The organism is Pedobacter miscanthi, assembly GCF_032678605.1.
Taxonomy (GTDB): domain Bacteria; phylum Bacteroidota; class Bacteroidia; order Sphingobacteriales; family Sphingobacteriaceae; genus Pedobacter; species Pedobacter miscanthi_A.
In genome coordinates this window covers 1-18,456 of the sequence record NZ_JAVTSU010000031.1, presented here as the reverse complement: position 1 = coordinate 18,456, position 18,456 = coordinate 1, and the positions used below count along the sequence as shown (strand labels likewise).

Sequence of the window (18,456 nt, the reverse complement as noted above, 5' to 3'; positions counted from 1 at the left end):
TTGAATAAATGATTAGTCAAAGGTGGGCATGGTTCATTTGTAATTTGTAGCCTAACCGGGGACTTTTGTAGCCAAAACGAGAAAATGCAGCTGGATGGATGATTAGAATTTCAGAACAGCCAGTATGAGGATCAGGCTTAAGATTAAGGCAAAAAAGGAAAACTTGAAATAAAACGTGAAAAAGGAGAATTTTCTTTTCTGAACACCGTAATGGTTTAAGTTTTCTTCAAGTTGCTGTGTAAACTTTTCATTTTCCTGCTGCTCCTGTCTGAGTCGTTTAAAATCTTTAAATTTGGTATTATCCTGTGAGGTACCTGGTACCAATATCCAAAGCTTCTGATCCGTTTGCAGGTAAATTACATTTAACAGCAAGCCATTTTTTTTGATTTCATAATGAGTGATATTAACCGCGTTTTCTGCTACAACAGGGCCATTTTCCCATGTAATGTTTACGCGGTGATAAGCATTATAAATTAAAGATATAACTATGCCTGCTCCGATAGGAAACATGATCTTCTTGCTCAGGATGGCATCAACAATTTTTGGATATGGAAGCGTATCATAAACATCAAGCTCTCCGATCAGCATTACGAACATTAAAATGGTAATCAGGTTGAAAATAATACCTAAGATAGAATAAGCTTGTTTTAAATCTGCGCATTTTAGGTGTACACTGAACATTTTTTGACCAAGGCCATAAGCTTCGGGCAATATAATAGGGGTGTTAGCGGATTCTTGCTGATATTTTGTATTCCGGTAGCGGATTACAAGGCCCAACAATACCATAATGAAGACGGCAAGCCCGATGAGCATGTAAATGAGATGTTGTGGGTTCAAAATCGTTCGTTTAAATGGATTTTATTAGGAGGATAACAACTGTTAGAGCAGTATGTTTTTGCTGAATTTTTAAAAAGAAAGACTTGTTCGAAATCAGGATTTACGGCCATAAAAAATCTCTGTTTCACTGTTGTTTTTGATGTTTAAAATACTGTTCTTTGCATCCTAATTTTAAAACAGTCTAAATAAGAATTAAATGATTATAAATTTACTTTCAGGTTATGGCGTTTCTAAACCGAAAACGGGCGCTGTAATTTTGTTTTTCATATGTTTTTTTACGCTGGGCTCGGCAATGGCTCAAGGCAATAAACCAGAAAAAGGTATAATTACAGGTAAGATTACCATTAACGATGGGAGCAGTGCCCAGGGTGTTACCGTGAAACTTAAAGAAATCAAAAAGGTTACGGTAAGTGATGGCGACGGAAAATTTGAGTTAAAAAATCTGCCTTTTGGTAAATATACTGTTCAAATGGTTCGGGTAGGTTTTGATGGTGCTACACAAACTGTAGAAGTTACTCCTGAAAACCCTGTTGCTAATCTCGAACTGAAACTCGATTTTACTTCGCAAAAGCTCGAAGAGGTAATCATCAGCACCGGAGGAAACAGGTTTGCCAAAAAAGAGAGTGAGGATGTTTCTAAAATGCAGTTGAAAAACATGGAAAATCCGCAGGTTTACAGTGTGGTAAGTAAAGAGCTAATGAAAGAGCAGGTAGTAACTGATTACAATAGTGCTTTTAAAAACGTTCCGGGGGCAGGCATTGCCGAGGTGCGTAACCAGGGTAGGACTACCAATATTTCGAGAGGTTTTGCCACGCCGCAACTCGTAAGAAATGGTGTGGGTAGTTTCACTTATAATACCATCGACCCAGCCAATTTGGAGCGTATCGAGGTAATTAAAGGTCCTGCAGCAACTTTATTTGGCAGTACCATTTCTTCTTTTGGTGGTTTATTTAACCGTGTAACCAAAAAACCTTTCGATACTTTTAAAGGTGAAATTTCTTATTCGGGCGCCAGTTATGATCTGAACCGTTTAACTGCGGATGTAAATACCCCGTTAAATGAAGAAAAAACAGCTTTATTGAGGATCAATACCGCTTTACACAGCGAAAGAAGTTTTCAGGATGCGGGTTTTTATAAAAGTTATTTAATTGCGCCAAGTTTTTCTTACGCCGTGAACGACAGGCTTACCCTGGCATTGGATGTAGAATTGAGTGGTTCGAAAGCTACATCTCCAACACGATTGGTGATTGCACCAACATTGGTTAACTTAAAGGCCAGAAGCATCACCGACCTGGGCATACCTTATAAACTTTCTTTTGCCAATAATACGGTTAGTTACACAGGTCAGCAGTATAATATCTTTGCGCAAGCTAAATATAAAATCTCTGAGCAGTGGAAATCGCAAACGATTGTATCACGGACCCGTTCATCTTCTGAAGGTTATACCGTGGCCTTAAACTTATTAACCGATTCTACCTTAAGGCAGCAAGTTACCAACCAGGATTCTCCTTTTTATGGCACTGATATTCAGCAGAATTTCAATGGCGATTTTAAAATCGGCAGCCTGCGCAACAGGGTAGTATTAGGCGTAGATTTTTACAGCCTGCGTGCTACGCGTAATGATTTTATAATCAATATGCCGGCTTTAAACTTTAAAAAACCAGGTGCTGCCTATAACAACTTTACTTTAACCAAAATAGCACCTTTGTTCAATAATCCTGATAATAAATATGTAAACCAGGTTTCGAATGATGAAACTACTTACAGTGCCTATGCATCTGATGTGTTAAATGTTACCGATAGGCTATTGATCATGGCAGGTGTAAGGGTAGACCGTTATTTTAATGGAGGAACTTATGATTTTGCTACTGATGTGACCAAAGGAAAATACAATCAAACGGCTTTCTCACCAAGATTTGGTGCCGTTTACCAGATCGTAAAAGATAAAGTATCGGTATTTGGTAATTATATGAACGGTTTTAGCAACAATGAAGGTTCTGATTTTAATGGAAATACTTTTAAGCCAAGTTATGCCAACCAGTTTGAGGGTGGTGCCAAATTTGATCTGGATAAAATCAGTGCTACTTTTAGCTATTATGATATCAAGGTTACCAACATGAAATACGATGATCCGGCTCATGGTGGCTTTTTTTTGCAGGATGGTACACAATTGAGTAAAGGATTTGAGGCCGAGCTTATTGCTAATCCTTTGCCGGGTTTAAATATTGTTGCTGGTTATACTTATAATGATAGTAAGTTAACGAAGGCCAAGGCAGATGTAGAAGGCTTACGTCCACCAACTGCGGGTGCACCTAAAATGGCCAACTTATGGATCAGTTACCGTTTAATTAATGGTCCTGCACAAGGTTTGGGCTTTGGTTTTGGCGGAATTTATGGTAGCGCCTATAACCAGGTAAATACGGCTACATTTACCTTCAGCATTCCTTCTTATACCGTACTTGATGCCGCTGTATTTTACGATAAACCAAAATACAGGATTGGTTTAAAGGTTGATAATATCACCAACGAACAATACTGGTCGTTCAGGTATGCCGCGCAAAGCCCTGCAAAGGTTACGGGTAACTTTACTTTCAAATTTTAGAGGTAATTTTTTTAGAATTTTATAAGGCTGATATCTAAATGGTATCGGCCTTTTATTTTACCACAAAGACCATAGAGGGGAGGTACAGAGGAATACAGAGAAAGGCGTTATGAGCTAATCAATATTTTATTATCATTGTCATTCTGAACGCAGTGAAGAATCTGCTTCCGATGAAATACAACCGCTTAATGCTTTATTTAGATATAATACAGATCCTTCGATTTCCTTATCAATGACAGATTCTAAAGAATGGTCGTCATTCCCGCCTGCGCCTATCGTGTGGACACAATTAATTATAAAGATTCTTTTCCCGCTCTATGCCGCGGGGCATCAAAAGTATGCAAAAATGCTTTGTCAATCCGGCAATGTGGCTTCTCACCATCCCACGCTCATCAAAAAAACATCGGCAATTGTTTTGCTCGTTTCTGCTCAATGAAAGTTTGATTGATATTTTCACAAAACCACTACGTTTCAGGTTTGGTAGTGAAGTTGTCCTATTGTGAAACTGTTTTTTTGATTCTTCCGCCACTTGGGATTGACGGAGTTCTTCGGTTAGGGCTGTGTTATTTCAAAGCAAGCTAGCATAACGCCACAAAAATTTAAAAAAGATGTGTCCACACGATAGGCGCAGGCGGGACCTTAATGCAACCTGCAACCCCCTACCAAGGCATTACGATTGCAGTCAAGCTGGCAATGACGATTCTACGCACTATCATTAAACCTCCGATGTATTTGAAAAATTCTAAGCTCAATCATTCACAGAATCCAATAGAATATTCGTCATCACGACCGAAGCAACGCAGAGATACTATGTGCAAAATTAAAATGGAAGATAGATTTCTCGGCTGCATTGCATTCCGCTCGAAATGACGACGCTCCGAGGAGGTTTATTTCCTTAAATTCTCTTGTCGCTCATATTGATTTTTATTCAATAAATTATCCCACAGGATGACAAACCCTATTCATACATTCCATTATCCATTTTACATCTTCCATCATTTAAAATATGACAAATCAATTAAACACATACTCTCCAATCATTCTATCTTTGCCAACATACCAATTAGTATGTTATGTCCAAGGCAGCTGATACCCGGATGATGATTTTACAGAAATCTTTTGAATTGATATACCGAAAGGGATATCAGGCAACGAGTATTGACGAAATTATTGCGACTACGCAGGTAACCAAGGGGGCTTTTTTTTATCATTTCAAAACCAAAGATGATATGGGACTGAGCCTCATTAACGAAGTTTTGTATCCTGGCATGTACAATGTGATGATCAGACCGCTGGAAGAAGGGAAGGACCCTGCGAAAGCTATCTACAAGGTAATGGAAAACCTGCTGAACGATTTTGTCTTTTTCAATCCTGATTATGGCTGTCCGGCTATTAATTTGATCGAAGAAATGTCGCCGATGAGCCCGATATTTAAAAAAGCGTTGTCCAAATTGGTAAAACAATGGCAAAATGCAATTGTAGCCGCGCTGAGTAAAGGACAAACAGATTACCTATTTACCAGCACTTTTGTACCTGAAGAAGTGGCCATGGTGGTCATATCAGGTTATGGTGGCGTAAGGAATATTGGCAAAGCGCTGGGCAAATCGAGTTATAAAACCTATCTAAAAGGGCTAAAAAGCTATTTATCAAATCTCTAAATTTTTTTATACCATAACATACTAGTTAGTATGTTTTAATTCGTCTTTTATGCATCAGATTCTTTTAAACTTACATTCGATTAACCGCTGGCTTGTGCTTTTATCACTTTTGTACAGTATCTATTTAGCTGCAAGAGGACGTTTACAACACCTTAAATTTACTGCCCATGCCAACTTTATGCGGCACGTTACCACCACCATTTCACAGGTTCAGCTCTTGTTGGGTTTGAGTTTGTACATGATCAGTCCGGTGGTGAAGTACACCATGGCAGAAAGTGATACCAGCCATCTGGTAAGCGAACATGTATTTTTTAAGTATATCCATATCTGGCTCATGGCCACTTCTGTGGTGCTGATTACGCTCGGTTCGGCAAAGGCAAAAAGAATGCAAACAGATGATCATAAATTCTCGACTATGCTGCTTTGGTTTAGTTTGGCACTTTTGGTCATTCTTATCGCCATTCCATGGCCTTTTTCGCCCTTTGCAAACCGTCCATTTTTAAGATCATTTTAAAATCCCCAAATTGTTATGTTAAATCTGTTAAAAACCCCGATCGGAAGATTGCGGATCATCGGTTTCTTAGAAGGAATCTCATTATTAGTACTCGTGTTTGTTGCCGTACCGCTAAAATACATCGTGCATAAGCCCGAACTTGTAAAATTGATGGGCCCAATCCACGGACTACTGTTTTGTCTATTTGTATTTATTACTTTCAGTGTAGGTGTCGCCTATAAATGGGCATTCTCTAAAATTACCTGGAAGGTGCTTTTGGCCTGCATTATTCCTTTTGGTACTTTTTATATTGATAAATATATCCTGGTGCCGCAATCAGTGATACATGAAGGAGACGATAACCTGGACCAGGCAGATTAAATGAAATATAAAAAATATACCATTATTGCAGCCGTATTGCTATGCCCGGTTTTGTACGTATGGGCATGTCACAGTTCGGGGAGGGAGAAAATCGGTAACGGGATCAGTTTTAATAGAAAATTATCTTCTTACCGACTTTTTAAAGGTGAAATGTCGGCAATTGAAGCCGCTGATGGAGTAGAACTTCTTCAACTTTCTTCTACACTTTTTACCGACTACGCTGAAAAACAACGCCTGATCAAATTGCCAAAAGGGAAGAAAATAATATTGAATGGTGAAGGCCTTCCCATTTTCCCTGAAGGGACTATTATGGCCAAAACCTTTTATTATTCGAAAGTTAAAGGTAAAGGCAGGCAATTGATAGAAACACGATTATTGATCCTGCATCAAACGAAATGGAGTGTAGCTACTTTCCGTTGGGATGCACAACAGCATGATGCTGATCTGATGAATGATGGCGCAAATGTTCCGATGGATTTTATAGGTTTGGATGGGGAAAGGAGAAAAATTTCCTATCATATCCCCAGTAAAGAGGAATGTGGGAGTTGCCACAGGCAGAACGATGAAATTATTCCCATCGGGCCAAAAGCGAGGAACCTGAACATCACGATTGAAAGGGCAGGTAAAAATATTAACCAGTTGATTTACCTGATGAAAAAAGGAACAATTAAACAAACCAAAATTGATTCTTTAACTCATTTACCCAATTATCATGATGATACTTTGCCTTTGGAGCAACGGGCGAGGGCTTATATGGATATCAATTGTGCGCATTGCCATCAGGCGGGTGGCTTTGCAGGTAATACCACGTTAAACCTCAGTTACAGAACGGATTTAGCACATACGGGAATTAAGTTTAATAAAAGTAATATCATCATCCGGACAAATGAGATGGGCGAATTCCACATGCCAAAATTGGGGACAACTGTTATCGATAAGGAAGGAGTGGAGTTAATGAGAAAGTATATTAGTGGGCTTAAGTAGTATTGTCATTCTGAACGCAGTGAAGAATCTGTAAAGGCATTACTATTTGCTTTAAAAAGCCTTTTCCTCGGGTGTATTTTATAGTTTTATGTTTCATCGGCCAGGGATTCTTCACTGCGTTCAGAATGACAGAATGTTTAGCTTAACTTCTCTCCGGCATCATTTTATGCACTTTTTTCCGGTACGACCAATAAAATACAATCGGATAAACAAAAAGGTTAAATAACGTGTTCGTAACTAAACCTCCTATAACCACAATGGCCAGTGGTTTGGATGCCTCAGAACCGATCCCGGTAGAAAGTGCTGCGGGCATTAAACCGATGGCTGCCATTAAAGCGGTCATGAGTACCGGCCTGAACCTGCTGGCAATCCCGTCACGCATGGCATCGGTAAAAGTCCAGGTTGGATGATGCTTTAAGTCGGCAATGTTGGTTTTGAAACGGGTAATAAGGATTACTCCATTTTGTACACAGATGCCGAATAATGCAATAAAACCAATCCCCGCAGAAATATTAAAGTTTACACCTGCAGCTAACAGCGCCAATATGCCACCGATCATGGCAAAAGGAACATTATTGAGTACCAATAAAGCATCTCTGAAATTTCCGAAAAGTACAAACAGGATAAAAAAGATGAGTAATAAACTTACCGGAACGGCCTGCGATAATCGTGCAATGGCCCTTTGCTGGTTTTCGAAATCGCCGGCCCATTCGAGCTGATAACCCTGAGGCAATTTGATTTTTGCATTTACTTTTTCCTGCGCTTCGGCAATTACGCTACCCATATCCCTGCCACGAACCGAGAATTTAATGGCACCATAACGTTTGTGTTTATCGCGGTAAATCATACTCGGACCAGTAATTTTACGAATACTCGAAATTTCTCCTAATTGTACATTCGATCCTGATAAGGTAGGTACGCGTAGTTTACTGATCGAGCTTTCATCATTCCTGAAATCTTCCGGATAACGGATAATCAGGTCGAATTTCCGCTCACCTTCATAAATTTGCGTAGCGGCTTTACCACCAATGGCCATTTCGATTACAGCGTTGGCATCAGCTGTGCTTACGCCATAAAGTGCCATTTTTTTCTGATCGAGGTTAATCTGCAGTTCAGGCTGACCGAGATTTCTTAAAATCCCCAGATCTTCAATACCATCAACCGTTTTTAAAATGCTTTCTATTTTTTCTTCTTCATTTTCGATGTATTCGAAGTTTTCGCCAAAGAGTTTTACCACAATCGAACCTTTTACACCTGAAACAGCTTCTTCCACATTATCAGAAATGGGTTGCGAAAAATTAAGACTGATGCCGGGAAAGCTTTTTAATTTTTCCTGCATGCGCTCAATCAGCTGTTCCTTGGTCTGTTTGCGCTTCCATTCTTTCCGCGGATAAATATCCACGTGGAATTCCATATTATAAAAGCCGGTGGCATCGGTTCCATCGTTTGGCCTACCGGTTTGCGACATCACCTGTTTTACTTCTTCGAAACTTAAAAAAATCTTCCTCATTTCGTTCGAAAGCTTTTTGGTTTCATCGAGCGAAATACTCAAAGGTCCGGTGGCGCGCACATAAATAGAGCCTTCATCCAGGCTGGGCAGAAACTCGGTACCCAAAAATTTAAAGCTAAAAGCACCCAACAGAAGAACAATAATGGAAATGCTAAAAACGAGTTTCTTTTTTTTGAAGCAGATATCGTAAAATTTAAGGGTTGCTTTGGTAATCCATTCTAAAAAGATATTGTGTTTTTCTTTTACGTCCTTTTTTAAGAGTACGCTTGCCATGGCAGGTACCAGGGTGAAAGTTAAGATCAAAGCGCCCAATAAAGCAAAACTTAAGGTCCAGGCCAGTGGAGAGAACATTTTACCTTCCACTTTTTCAAAAGTAAAAATGGGCAGCAAACCGGTAATGATGATCAGTTTTGCAAATAAAATGCCTTTTCCATTTTCGAGGCTGGCTTTTTTAATGAAACCGAGTTTGCTCATTTTATTAAACTTTTCCATGCCCAGTTTTTTGGCTTTTGCATCTAAAACCACAAAAATACCTTCAACCATGACTACGGCACCATCAATAATAATCCCGAAGTCGATTGCGCCCATAGACAGCAGATTGGCTGGCATACCTTTTAATTTAAGGCAGATAAAGGCAAAAAGCAGTGCCAAAGGAATGATGATGGAAACGATTAAGGTAGTGCGCCAATCGGCCATAAAAAGGAATACGATCAGGGTTACAAACAAAATTCCTTCGAGCATATTGCCCATTACGGTATGTACGGAATAATTTACGAGGTCTTCGCGATCATAAAAAGATTTAATTTTTACATCACCGGGTAAAATGGTGCTGTTTATGACGTTGATTTTTTCTTTCAGTCTGGCAATTACTTCGCTAGGGTTGCCGCCTTTCCTCATCACGATAATACCTTCAACCACATCAGGATCTCTGTCGCGACCAACCTGACCCAATCGTGGCAGGGCCGATTCGGCTACATCGGCAATGGTTTTAACATAAACGGGTGTGCCATTGATGTTATCGACCACCACATTCCTGATTTCGTCGATATTGTTGAGTACGCCAATGCCGCGTACCACATAGGCCTGACCGCTCTGCACGATCACATCGCCTCCTACATTGATGTTGCTTTTAGATACTGCTTCGAAAAGTTCGGTTGCGCTTACGCCATATTGAATGGCTTTCTGCGGATCAACAGTAATCTGATAGGTTTTTACCTCTCCACCAAAACTGACTACGTCGGCGATACCCGAAACGGACAAAAGCTCGCGCTGGATCACCCAATCCTGCAGGGTTTTTAACTCGCGGACCGATTTTTTATCGCTGGTTAAGGTATAACGGAAAATCTCTCCGGTTGGCCCATACGGTGGCTGTACCTCAGGCTGAATGCCTTCGGGCAGATCGGCTTCTTCGAGGTGGTTGTTTACCTGTACACGCGCCTCGGCATAATCTACATCATCTTCGAAACTTACTTTTACAATGGATAAGCCGAAAAGGGAAGAAGAACGGATACTGGTTCGTTTTTCGGTAGGGTTCATGGCAATTTCCAGTGGTCTGCTCACAAACTTTTCTACCTCCTCGGCACTGCGGCCCGGCCATTGGGTAATGATGGTGATGTTGGTATTGGTAACATCGGGAAAGGCATCGATGGTGGTATGTTTGAAGCTTAAATAACCAGCCAGGATTAAAATAAAGGTGGCAAAAAAGATGAAATATTTATTCTTCAGTGCAAAGCCGATAATGCTTTTTATGAATTTATTCATTGTTAAAATCTAGGGGATGAAAAGAAATTATTGTGTTTTCAGGCTTTCGAACAAGAAAACCTGTTTAGAGGCAATAATGCGGTCGCCTGCCTGTACACCTTTGCTGATATAGGTTTTATCGGCGGTTTTGCGGCCAATTTCGATCTCCTGAATCCTTACTTTATGATCCTGGCCCAAAACAAGCACATAATTTTTGTTTTCATCGAAAATAACGGCTCTCGAATTTAATACCGGAAGATCGATGACTGAATTTGCCGAGACTTTAACCGTTCCAAGCATGCCCGGTTTTAACAAGAAGTCCGGATTCGGGATCACCACCCTGGCATTCATTACTTTGCTTTCCTGATCAACCTGGTTGTATAATTTCTCTATTTTACCTTTAAAAACATGATCTGGATAGGATAGGGTTGATAAACTCACTTCATTGCCAGCTTTTACACGCGAAATATCCGATTCGTAGATATTGATCATGGCCCAAACGTTCGATAGATCGGCAATGGTGAAAAGGCTTTTGTCGTTATCGCCACGTAACTGCATGTTCTGGGTAACGTTTTTTTCGATCACAAAACCATTAATTGGCGATTTAATGGCATATAATCCGTTGCTACTGCCGCCATTGAGTTTTAATACGGAGTTGGCTCTTTTTACTTCTGCTTTTTTGATCTGATAATCGTTTTTGGCTTCTTCCAATTCTTTTGCCGATGATAAACCACTCTGGAAAAGTTGTTCGGCCTGTTTAACCGATCGTTCTGCATTTTTAAGTTCAGCATTGGCAGCGATAACCTCTTTGTCAAAGCCAGCCATTTCGGAACTGGTGAGGGTGGCCAGCGTTTGTCCGCTAATAACCTGATCGCCCAGCCTTACCCCAACATGGTTTACCATACCGCTTACCATAGGGAAAAGTTCCGACCGGCGCTCTTCGTTTGCGGCTATTTTAGCAGAAAAGATCAGTTCGGTTTTGCTGTTGGCCTGTTGTACGGTATCGATCAGTAAACGGTTGATCAATGAATCGGTGATGGCAAATTTTTCGGCTGGTGTCGCCGTTTTATGTTCGCTACAGCCAAAAATTAAACTGGTTGAAGCAATTAATATGGCATTTTTGTAAAGGTTTTGCATGGGGATTATTTAAAAATATTGGAACCGGTTACATAATTGAGTTCGGCACGGGTACTCATTCTTTCGAACTGGAGTTTGTTTAATTGCAGCGTATTTTCTTTGTAGGCATCGTAGAGGTCTAAAAATTCAATCAGACTGATGTTTCTTGCCTTGAAATTTTTGATCAGGCCTGAAATGAGTGTATTGAAGTCGCTACAGAATGCGGGATCAATTTCGGTATACAGTTTTTCGTTGCGTATGGCAGTTTTGTAACTGTTAAATACCTCGTTCTCGAGTATTGCTTCCTGTTTTTTAATATTTACATCTGCTGCAGCTATGCCAACCTGTGCTTTTTTGATTTCACCCTGATTCCTAGAAAAAAGTGGAATGGGGATTTTAATGCCTAAACCAGTATATTTTTCGGGATAATTACCTTTAAGGTCATAACTCAGGCCAATTTCTATGTCGGGGATAGCCATTGCCTTTTGCAGTTTTAAATTACGTTCGTTATAAAGCAAATCTGTTTTGGCGAGTTTAAGATCAGCGCGGTTGGCCCTTGCCGAATCAAGCAATGCGCTGTAGGGTACCTTGTCGGGTGACAAGTAATCTGTCTGATCTAAAACCAATGATATTGAAGCACCTGCGGAGATGCCACAAAGCAATTTTAAATCTTTATAATTATCTTCCAGTTCGTTTAATAAACCAGCCTGTTCGGCTTTAAGGTTGATCAACAGTGATTTAATCCTGATCACATCCTTTGCAGCAACATTCCCCATTTTTAGCTGGAGATCATAGGCTTTTAGCAATTGATCGGTTGAGCCGATCTGTTCCTGATAAACTTTTACCGATTGTGCCGAGAAGGAGGTTTTGTAAAAGGTATTTACGAGTTCGAATTTGAGTGTTCTTAACAGGTCGAAATATTCGTATTCGGCCAATTTAACTCCTGTTTGGGCGAGTTTGATGTTTTTATTGCGTTTACCTGCCAGTTTAAACAATTGAGAAATAGATCCGGCGTATTGTCCATAAGCATAAGAAGTTTGCAGAAACTTTTTTGTTTCGTGGTTGTAGAAAAGATTTTCGTACTCAAGAGTAGGATTTTCGAATAGTTTGGCGGTAATGATTTCTGCCTTTGCTTTATCAATGTCATAATTGCTTGCCAGGAGGTCGAAATTATTTTTTAAAAATAGGCTTTCGGCCTGGCTTAGGTTTAAGCTTAGCGTATCAGTTTGTGCGAAAGTTGCTCCTGCCGTTATGGAGAAAAAGAAAATGAACAACGTAGATATTTTTACCATATTGGCAAAACTATCCTTGCCGGATTAAAGGGGGATTAAATTGGGCTTAAAAGGGGATTAAAGTTGGAAGGTATACTTACGCTCTGTGAAACTCAGGTAAGCTTAGGTGTCTCAGGTGGTGATAATAAAAAAGGGATAAACTGTAATTTACCACCTTAGTCACCTAAGAACACCTAAGCTGTTAAATGCTTTTTTTACAGTTGTCTATTCCTTTGACCATATAAGGAATATAAGAACCATGTAAACTTATATGCCCTTAAATACTCATGCTTGCGCTCGTTTCCAAACGAGCGCATAAATAGTTACACGATTTTATCGTTGTAAACGATATACTATTCAACGCTCGTTAGAAACGAGCGTTAGCGCAGGGGGCGAGGAACTTATCGCTAGCAACTAAAGTTTCCCCAACCTCACTGTAAAAGTGCAGCCACCCTTATCAAGGTTGTTTACAATTATTTAACCTTTAAGCAGATCGACGATTTTCTGTGCCATGTAAAGTCCCATGCCTTCGCCCTTATGTCCCTTCTCGTTGGCCCGGGTATAAAAAGGTTTAAAAATATCAGCCTGATCTTCGGTAGCGATGCCAGTTCCGTGATCGGTGATGTGGATGAGATAATCATTTTCAGTGGCTTCAACCAGAATGTTTACCTCCTGATTATCGGAAAATTTAAAGGCATTTGAAATGATGTTGTCTAATGCAATCTGTATTAAAATCGCATTGGCCAGGATTTCAGGTTTCGGTTCAATTTGGTGCGCATAAATAGTTACACGATTTTATCGTTGTAAACGATATACTATTCAACGCTCGTTAAAAATGAGCGTTAGCGCAGGGGGCAAGGAACTTATCGCTAGCAACTAAAGTTTCCCCAACCTTACCGTAAAAGTGCAGCCACCCTTATCAAGGTTGTTTACGGTTATTTCGCCATTTAAAAGATCGACGATTTTCTGTGCCATGTAAAGTCCCATGCCTTCGCCCTTATGTCCGTTCTCGTTGGCCCGGGTATAAAAAGGCTTAAAAATATCAGCCTGATCTTCAGTAGCGATGCCAGTTCCCTGATCGGTGATGTGGATGAGATAATCATTTTCAGTGGCTTCAACCAGAATGTTTACCTCCTGATTATCGGAAAATTTAAAGGCATTTGAAATGATGTTGTCTAATGCAATCTGTATTAAAATCGCATTGGCCACGATTTCAGGTTTTGGTTCAATTTGGTTTTGATCAATAATTTTAAGATCGCGGTTTTTCTGCGATTTCCATTCGGTTTGGATTTTGGAAAGTAAATCATCCAGGCTGATCGGAACAAGCTGCGAATTGATCAGTTCGAGGTCCATTTTGGCCAGGGCAACTAAACCGGTAATAGTGTGCTCCATTTTTTCAGCATCTTCGAGCATTGAAGCGATTACTTTTTGATAAGCTAACTGATCCCTTTCTTTTGATAGGGCAAGTTCGGCGGTCATCATGATCCGGGTTACGGGTGTCCGTAACTCGTGTGAGGCATTTGCAACAAAGGTTTTCTGTAAAATAAAAGCCTGTTCAAGCTCTTCCATCAAATGGTTAAAACTTTGGGCAATGAGGTTAATTTCGTCTTTATTGTTATTTTCTTCCACTCTAAATTCCATGTGCTGCGAACCGGCCTGTTTTACTTCGAGCATGAATTTTTGCAGGGGTTTTAGCATTTTCTGAGCAACCCAGCGGCTTAATAATAATACAACCAGCGAAATAAGGATGAAGATAAAAATCATGATCTTCAACAGTTTGTTTAGCCTGTTGTGTGATCCCTGATCGTCGGCAGAAGCGAGGATTACAAAGTCGCCCTGATTATCCTTGTAATAAATACCTACTACCTGGCGCTGACCGTCGGTATATTTTAAACGTCCTTTTCGGCGTACTTCATCGATGGTGGCGGGCGCCCAGTATTGTGCGGTATCGCCTATAAAGGTGGCCCTGTTTTTTTTGTCATAAACGCGGATCACTTCACTGTTTAGCTTTTGCAGGTATTTATGGCGTACGGTGTTTAACGCATCGCGACTGATTTCGTCGGCTTCGAGGTACAGTTTGGCAGTAACCATGGTACGATCGGTTAGGCGCTCGAAGAAATCGGCTTCCAAAAACTTCATAAAAGTAAAATACACGGTACAGAGTACCGCAAAGAGCATTGAAGTGCTGATCAGGGTAAAATATAGTGCTATCCGATCCTTTATTTTCATCTATTTCAAAATGTAGCCCATATTAATTTTAGTGTGGATGAGTTTGCGCTCAAAATCTTTTTCGATTTTTTTACGCAGAAAATTGATATACACATCAATTACATTGGTACCGGTTTCAAAGCTGATATCCCAGGCCTGCTCGGCAATAAACTGCCTGGAGAGTAAACGGTTGGGATTGCGCATAAAAAGCTCGAGCAAAACAAATTCTTTGGCACTCAATTCGATTGTTTTACCGGCGCGACTTACTTCCTTGCTATAGGTATCAAGTACAAGATCTTCAAAATATAATTTATGGTCTGTTTTAGCATCAACAGGAGGTTGCCTCCTTAAAAGTGCTGCCACCCTGGCCAAAAGTTCTTTCAGGTGGAAGGGTTTTACGAGATAATCGTCGGCGCCGGCTTCGAGGCCCGTAACTTTATCATCAATGGTGCCCATGGCGGTAAGCATGAGGATTGGTGTTTGTAAAGCATTTTCCCTGAGGTGCTTACAAAGCCGGATGCCGTTGAGTCCGGGCATCATCACATCGATAATGAAGAGGTTAAAACTTTCGCCCAAGAAAAGATCCAGCGCATCAATCCCATTGGCTTCGGTAAGTACCTGGTAATCGTTTTCTTCGAGAGCTGATTTTAACAGTTCGGCAATTTTAGGGTCGTCTTCCGCTATTCCAATCTTTAGCATGTAACAAAAGTAACCATCTCATCTTAAAACGGGATTAAAATGGATGGTCTTTCTGTCATTTCAGGAGGTTTTCAGTTTTGGTGAGGAATTTTGCCGTGGCCTCATTGATATCCAGATCCATGCGATTTGCGAGTACCGTTAACCACCAGATACATTCGCCCAGTTTATGCTCTAGTTCGGGAATGGTTTGTTCGCCTTTGGGCCAGCGCCCCTGTTGCGACATGGTTAACCTGCCAACCAAACCTGCGTCGGTAAGAAAAGCTAGTGCATCTTCTTCAACCGTCCACTCGCTGCCATGGTGTAGCAGTTCGAGTTCGTGGTAACGTTTGCGGAGTGCCAGCGATCTTTCTTTTATTGCTGTTGAATCTAAATTTTCCATCTAATTTTTATAAAACGACTGTTTAAAAGCCACCGGGGTTTGATTGGTTTTCTTTTTGAAAATCTTATTGAACGATTGGGGATGTTCGAAACCTAAATGATAAGCCACTTCGGCAACGGTCAATTTATCTGAAGCCAGAAATTCTTTTGCTTTTTCAATCACTTTATCGTGGATGTGCTGTTGGGTATTCTGTCCGGTAAGGCTGCGTAACATATCGCTAAGGTATCTTGGCGAAAGATTTAATTCTTCCGCCAGGTACGAAACCGTAGGCAATCCTTTGGTGAGTGTTTTTTCCTCATTGAAATATTGGTTCAAAATGGCCTCCAATTGCATCAGCAAATTGTGGTTTGCCGCTTTTCGGGTTATAAACTGCCGCTTGTAAAAGCGGTTACTGTAGTTGAGGAGCACTTCGATATGCGAAATAATTACATCCTGACTAAAATCGTCGATCCTGCTGTTCAGTTCCTGTAAAATGTGCTTAAAAACTTCAGAAATGGTGATTTTTTCTTGTTCCGACAGATACAGGGCTTCATTGGCAGAATAAGAGAAGAAACCATAATTGCTGATACTTTTAGCCAGTGGATAACTCCTTAAAAAATCGGGGTGGATCAATAAAGTATAACCGGAATAATCTTTTTCATCTTCTGCTGCGGCGATGATCTGGTTGGGTGATAAAAAAGAAATGCCACCCTCCTCAAAATCGTAATGGTGCTGACCGTATTTTATTTTACCCTGTAAGTTTATTTTGTAGGATATTTTATAAAAGTTGAGCAACAACAAGGTTGGCAGTTCGGCCTCAGGCGTGGTAATGTCGGCATAGTTAACCAGGCTCAGCAACGGATGTAGTGGCTTTGGCAAACCCAATGCACGGTGCAGCTCGGATATAGAATCGAATTTTTGAGGCAGGCGCTCTTCCTTTTTCATTGTGCAAATTTATTATTAATTTGGTGTTCAATCTGGTTAATGTTCCATGCTACAGTGCTTTGGTCGATCATATCATGTACAACAGATTCGCTTAGTTCGTCCATCAGCTTGTGCATGGATTCGGTTCCGTTTTTCACACTATCCCAAATCAGCATGTCGACAATAGTACGGTCTGTTTTTTGGAAAATCCTTCTGGAGATAAATCCGGGCTGACGTTTCAAAAAATCGTCGATTTCATTATTGGCAGCAATAAACTGTTCGCAGGTATAACCTTTTAACTTAAAGGTAGTGATTTCTACGGCTTCTGATTTTATCATAACTCTTAATTTAATTCCGGTGCATTGAGATTTAACGCTTGGCGCAGGTTGATCCTGAAATTCTCGCTTCCCTGATCAAGACGCTGCCGGGCAATTTTTTTAGCATCTTCTCCAGCTAAATAGCGCAGTTGATCTTTGCCATCGGTAGCAGCTTCGTAAACTACTGCTGCAATTTTTTCGGCTTCAGTAAAGGTAATGAGTGTGCCATCGGCAAAAAGTTCGCCCAATCTTTTATTCAACGTTTCGTAATCCTGATCTATAGTAGCCTGCATGCCCTTAACAAAATCACTTTTAATGCCACCCGGAGCTACTGTTTTAATACCGATATTAAACTGGGCAAGATCGTAAGAAATACTTTCACTAAATCCTTCCAGTGCCCATTTAGTTGCATTGTACACTGGAGAAAGGGGATTGGAAGAGAAGCCGCAAACGGATGTGGTGGTGATAAATAAACCGTTTTTGAGTGTTTTAAAATAGGGGATAAAAGCTTTGATCACCCTTAATGCGCCAATGAGGTTGGTGTCGATCTGTTGCAAAATCTGTGCTTCGGTGTAAGATTCTAAGGCACCAACTAAACCGTAACCGGCATTGTTAAATACGAGGTCGATATTGCCCATTGTAATAGCCTTTGCTATGGTTGCTTCAATCTGGTTGGTATTGGTTACGTCGAGCGGTAAGAGGATCACATTTTCGAGATGTTGCAATTCTGTTTCCTTTTCGGGATTCCGCATGGTGGCGATCACTTTCCAGCCTTTTGACAGAAATAATTTTGCGGTGGCTTTGCCCAAACCTGTTGAAGCACCTGTGATGAAGATTGTTTTCATTTTTACTGTTTTAAATATTACGTCACAAAGGTGTAGAATGCTTAAAAGGCCCGATGATCCAAAATGAGTTATGTTGTAGCTGAAATGACGTTATTGTCAATCCTGAGCCTGTCGAAGGATGCGCGGGCTTAATCTAATTTAACAATGATACAGTCCTGCTTATTTGGGTTTTAACGCTTAACATCAGCCGGATCGGCACTGTAGGCTAAACTTTTTACCTGCAGACTGATACCGTTTATGGCATCATCGCGTCGCTTATCCAAAGCCTCTATTTCTGCAGTTACCAAACTGGCCTGACTGATCTTAAAAAGTTTTTCAACATCATCTTTTGCTGCAAGCAGCGCATCGTACTGTGCGCTAACATTAAGGGCGGCTGGATTACTTTTCAATACAATATTCAAGGTATCGGTTAAGTACTGGATATACGCTGCGTTTCTGAGTGGTTGTAATGCGATTGAGTTAATCATAGGTTTTTTAATTTAATGGTTGATGTTATTTTTACGTTTTACTTTG

General features: G+C 40.4%; 18 protein-coding genes. 6 read left to right on the top strand and 12 right to left on the bottom strand.

What is annotated here, in order from left to right; all coding sequences use genetic code 11:
• Positions 1–102 precede the first annotated feature (102 nt).
• Positions 103–837 carry a hypothetical protein gene (locus R2R28_RS27580; RefSeq protein WP_316828887.1) on the bottom strand — a complete coding sequence of 245 codons (735 nt, stop codon included), beginning with the start codon at positions 835–837 and terminating at the stop codon, positions 103–105.
• Between the two features lie 196 nt (positions 838–1,033).
• Between R2R28_RS27580 and R2R28_RS27575 the strand changes: the two genes are divergently transcribed.
• The 6 genes from R2R28_RS27575 (at position 1,034) to R2R28_RS27550 (ending at position 6,955) form a co-directional block, all read left to right on the top strand.
• The gene (locus R2R28_RS27575; RefSeq protein ID WP_316828886.1) at positions 1,034–3,439 is read left to right on the top strand and encodes a TonB-dependent receptor; all 2,406 of its coding nucleotides are present in this window, start codon (positions 1,034–1,036) and stop codon (positions 3,437–3,439) included.
• Between the two features lie 232 nt (positions 3,440–3,671).
• Positions 3,672–3,875: a hypothetical protein gene (locus tag R2R28_RS27570; RefSeq protein ID WP_316828885.1), complete on the top strand. Its 204-nt coding sequence runs from the start codon at positions 3,672–3,674 to the stop codon at positions 3,873–3,875.
• Positions 3,876–4,512: 637 nt separating this feature from the next.
• Positions 4,513–5,097, top strand: coding sequence for a TetR/AcrR family transcriptional regulator (locus R2R28_RS27565; protein ID WP_316828884.1), 585 nt, complete (start codon positions 4,513–4,515; stop codon positions 5,095–5,097).
• Positions 5,098–5,146: 49 nt separating this feature from the next.
• Positions 5,147–5,611 (top strand): hypothetical protein, encoded by a 465-nt coding sequence (locus tag R2R28_RS27560; RefSeq protein WP_316828883.1) that lies wholly within the window; start codon positions 5,147–5,149, stop codon positions 5,609–5,611.
• 15 nt (positions 5,612–5,626) lie between these two features.
• Positions 5,627–5,971, top strand: coding sequence for a DUF3817 domain-containing protein (locus tag R2R28_RS27555; protein ID WP_316828882.1), 345 nt, complete (start codon positions 5,627–5,629; stop codon positions 5,969–5,971).
• Positions 5,972–6,955, top strand: coding sequence for a hypothetical protein (locus R2R28_RS27550; RefSeq protein WP_316828881.1), 984 nt, complete (start codon positions 5,972–5,974; stop codon positions 6,953–6,955).
• Between the two features lie 142 nt (positions 6,956–7,097).
• On the opposite strand, the gene R2R28_RS27545 is transcribed toward R2R28_RS27550, so the two are convergent.
• From R2R28_RS27545 to R2R28_RS27500, 11 genes are all read right to left on the bottom strand, one after another.
• Entirely contained in the window at positions 7,098–10,226 is a 3,129-nt protein-coding gene (locus R2R28_RS27545) for a CusA/CzcA family heavy metal efflux RND transporter (RefSeq protein WP_316828880.1), read from the bottom strand.
• 27 nt (positions 10,227–10,253) lie between these two features.
• Entirely contained in the window at positions 10,254–11,342 is a 1,089-nt protein-coding gene (locus tag R2R28_RS27540) for an efflux RND transporter periplasmic adaptor subunit (protein ID WP_316828879.1), read from the bottom strand.
• A gap of 5 nt (positions 11,343–11,347) precedes the next feature.
• The gene (locus tag R2R28_RS27535; protein WP_316828878.1) at positions 11,348–12,613 is read right to left on the bottom strand and encodes a TolC family protein; all 1,266 of its coding nucleotides are present in this window, start codon (positions 12,611–12,613) and stop codon (positions 11,348–11,350) included.
• Positions 12,614–13,069: 456 nt separating this feature from the next.
• The gene (locus R2R28_RS29260) at positions 13,070–13,321 is read right to left on the bottom strand and encodes a sensor histidine kinase (protein WP_410479204.1); all 252 of its coding nucleotides are present in this window, start codon (positions 13,319–13,321) and stop codon (positions 13,070–13,072) included.
• 147 nt (positions 13,322–13,468) lie between these two features.
• Entirely contained in the window at positions 13,469–14,821 is a 1,353-nt protein-coding gene (locus R2R28_RS27530; protein WP_316828877.1) for a HAMP domain-containing sensor histidine kinase, read from the bottom strand.
• Positions 14,822–15,499, bottom strand: coding sequence for a response regulator transcription factor (locus tag R2R28_RS27525; RefSeq protein WP_316828876.1), 678 nt, complete (start codon positions 15,497–15,499; stop codon positions 14,822–14,824).
• Positions 15,500–15,554: 55 nt separating this feature from the next.
• Complete coding sequence (locus tag R2R28_RS27520) at positions 15,555–15,878, bottom strand: MazG-like protein (protein ID WP_316828875.1); 324 nt, start codon at positions 15,876–15,878, stop codon at positions 15,555–15,557.
• A complete protein-coding gene (locus R2R28_RS27515) occupies positions 15,879–16,802 on the bottom strand; it encodes a helix-turn-helix transcriptional regulator (protein ID WP_316828874.1) in 924 nt (307 codons plus the stop codon).
• Positions 16,799–17,119 carry a hypothetical protein gene (locus R2R28_RS27510; RefSeq protein ID WP_316828873.1) on the bottom strand — a complete coding sequence of 107 codons (321 nt, stop codon included), beginning with the start codon at positions 17,117–17,119 and terminating at the stop codon, positions 16,799–16,801. The genes R2R28_RS27515 and R2R28_RS27510 overlap by 4 nt, the downstream gene beginning before the upstream one ends.
• 5 nt (positions 17,120–17,124) lie before the next feature.
• A complete protein-coding gene (locus tag R2R28_RS27505; RefSeq protein WP_316828872.1) occupies positions 17,125–17,943 on the bottom strand; it encodes an SDR family oxidoreductase in 819 nt (272 codons plus the stop codon).
• A gap of 170 nt (positions 17,944–18,113) precedes the next feature.
• A complete protein-coding gene (locus tag R2R28_RS27500) occupies positions 18,114–18,410 on the bottom strand; it encodes a hypothetical protein (protein WP_316828871.1) in 297 nt (98 codons plus the stop codon).
• Positions 18,411–18,456: the final 46 nt, after the last annotated feature.

Bases quoted from the DNA above. Each gene is read 5' to 3' on its own strand.
- R2R28_RS27575 (WP_316828886.1), top strand. From the start codon at position 1,034: ATGATTATAAATTTACTTTCAGGTTATGGCGTTTCTAAACCGAAAACG.
- R2R28_RS27570 (WP_316828885.1), top strand. From the start codon at position 3,672: ATGACAGATTCTAAAGAATGGTCGTCATTCCCGCCTGCGCCTATCGTG.
- R2R28_RS27565 (WP_316828884.1), top strand. From the start codon at position 4,513: ATGTCCAAGGCAGCTGATACCCGGATGATGATTTTACAGAAATCTTTT.
- R2R28_RS27560 (WP_316828883.1), top strand. From the start codon at position 5,147: ATGCATCAGATTCTTTTAAACTTACATTCGATTAACCGCTGGCTTGTG.
- R2R28_RS27555 (WP_316828882.1), top strand. From the start codon at position 5,627: ATGTTAAATCTGTTAAAAACCCCGATCGGAAGATTGCGGATCATCGGT.
- R2R28_RS27550 (WP_316828881.1), top strand. From the start codon at position 5,972: ATGAAATATAAAAAATATACCATTATTGCAGCCGTATTGCTATGCCCG.
- R2R28_RS27545 (WP_316828880.1), bottom strand. From the start codon at position 10,226: ATGAATAAATTCATAAAAAGCATTATCGGCTTTGCACTGAAGAATAAA.
- R2R28_RS27540 (WP_316828879.1), bottom strand. From the start codon at position 11,342: ATGCAAAACCTTTACAAAAATGCCATATTAATTGCTTCAACCAGTTTA.
- R2R28_RS27535 (WP_316828878.1), bottom strand. From the start codon at position 12,613: ATGGTAAAAATATCTACGTTGTTCATTTTCTTTTTCTCCATAACGGCA.
- R2R28_RS27530 (WP_316828877.1), bottom strand. From the start codon at position 14,821: ATGAAAATAAAGGATCGGATAGCACTATATTTTACCCTGATCAGCACT.
- R2R28_RS27525 (WP_316828876.1), bottom strand. From the start codon at position 15,499: ATGCTAAAGATTGGAATAGCGGAAGACGACCCTAAAATTGCCGAACTG.
- R2R28_RS27520 (WP_316828875.1), bottom strand. From the start codon at position 15,878: ATGGAAAATTTAGATTCAACAGCAATAAAAGAAAGATCGCTGGCACTC.
- R2R28_RS27515 (WP_316828874.1), bottom strand. From the start codon at position 16,802: ATGAAAAAGGAAGAGCGCCTGCCTCAAAAATTCGATTCTATATCCGAG.
- R2R28_RS27510 (WP_316828873.1), bottom strand. From the start codon at position 17,119: ATGATAAAATCAGAAGCCGTAGAAATCACTACCTTTAAGTTAAAAGGT.
- R2R28_RS27505 (WP_316828872.1), bottom strand. From the start codon at position 17,943: ATGAAAACAATCTTCATCACAGGTGCTTCAACAGGTTTGGGCAAAGCC.
- R2R28_RS27500 (WP_316828871.1), bottom strand. From the start codon at position 18,410: ATGATTAACTCAATCGCATTACAACCACTCAGAAACGCAGCGTATATC.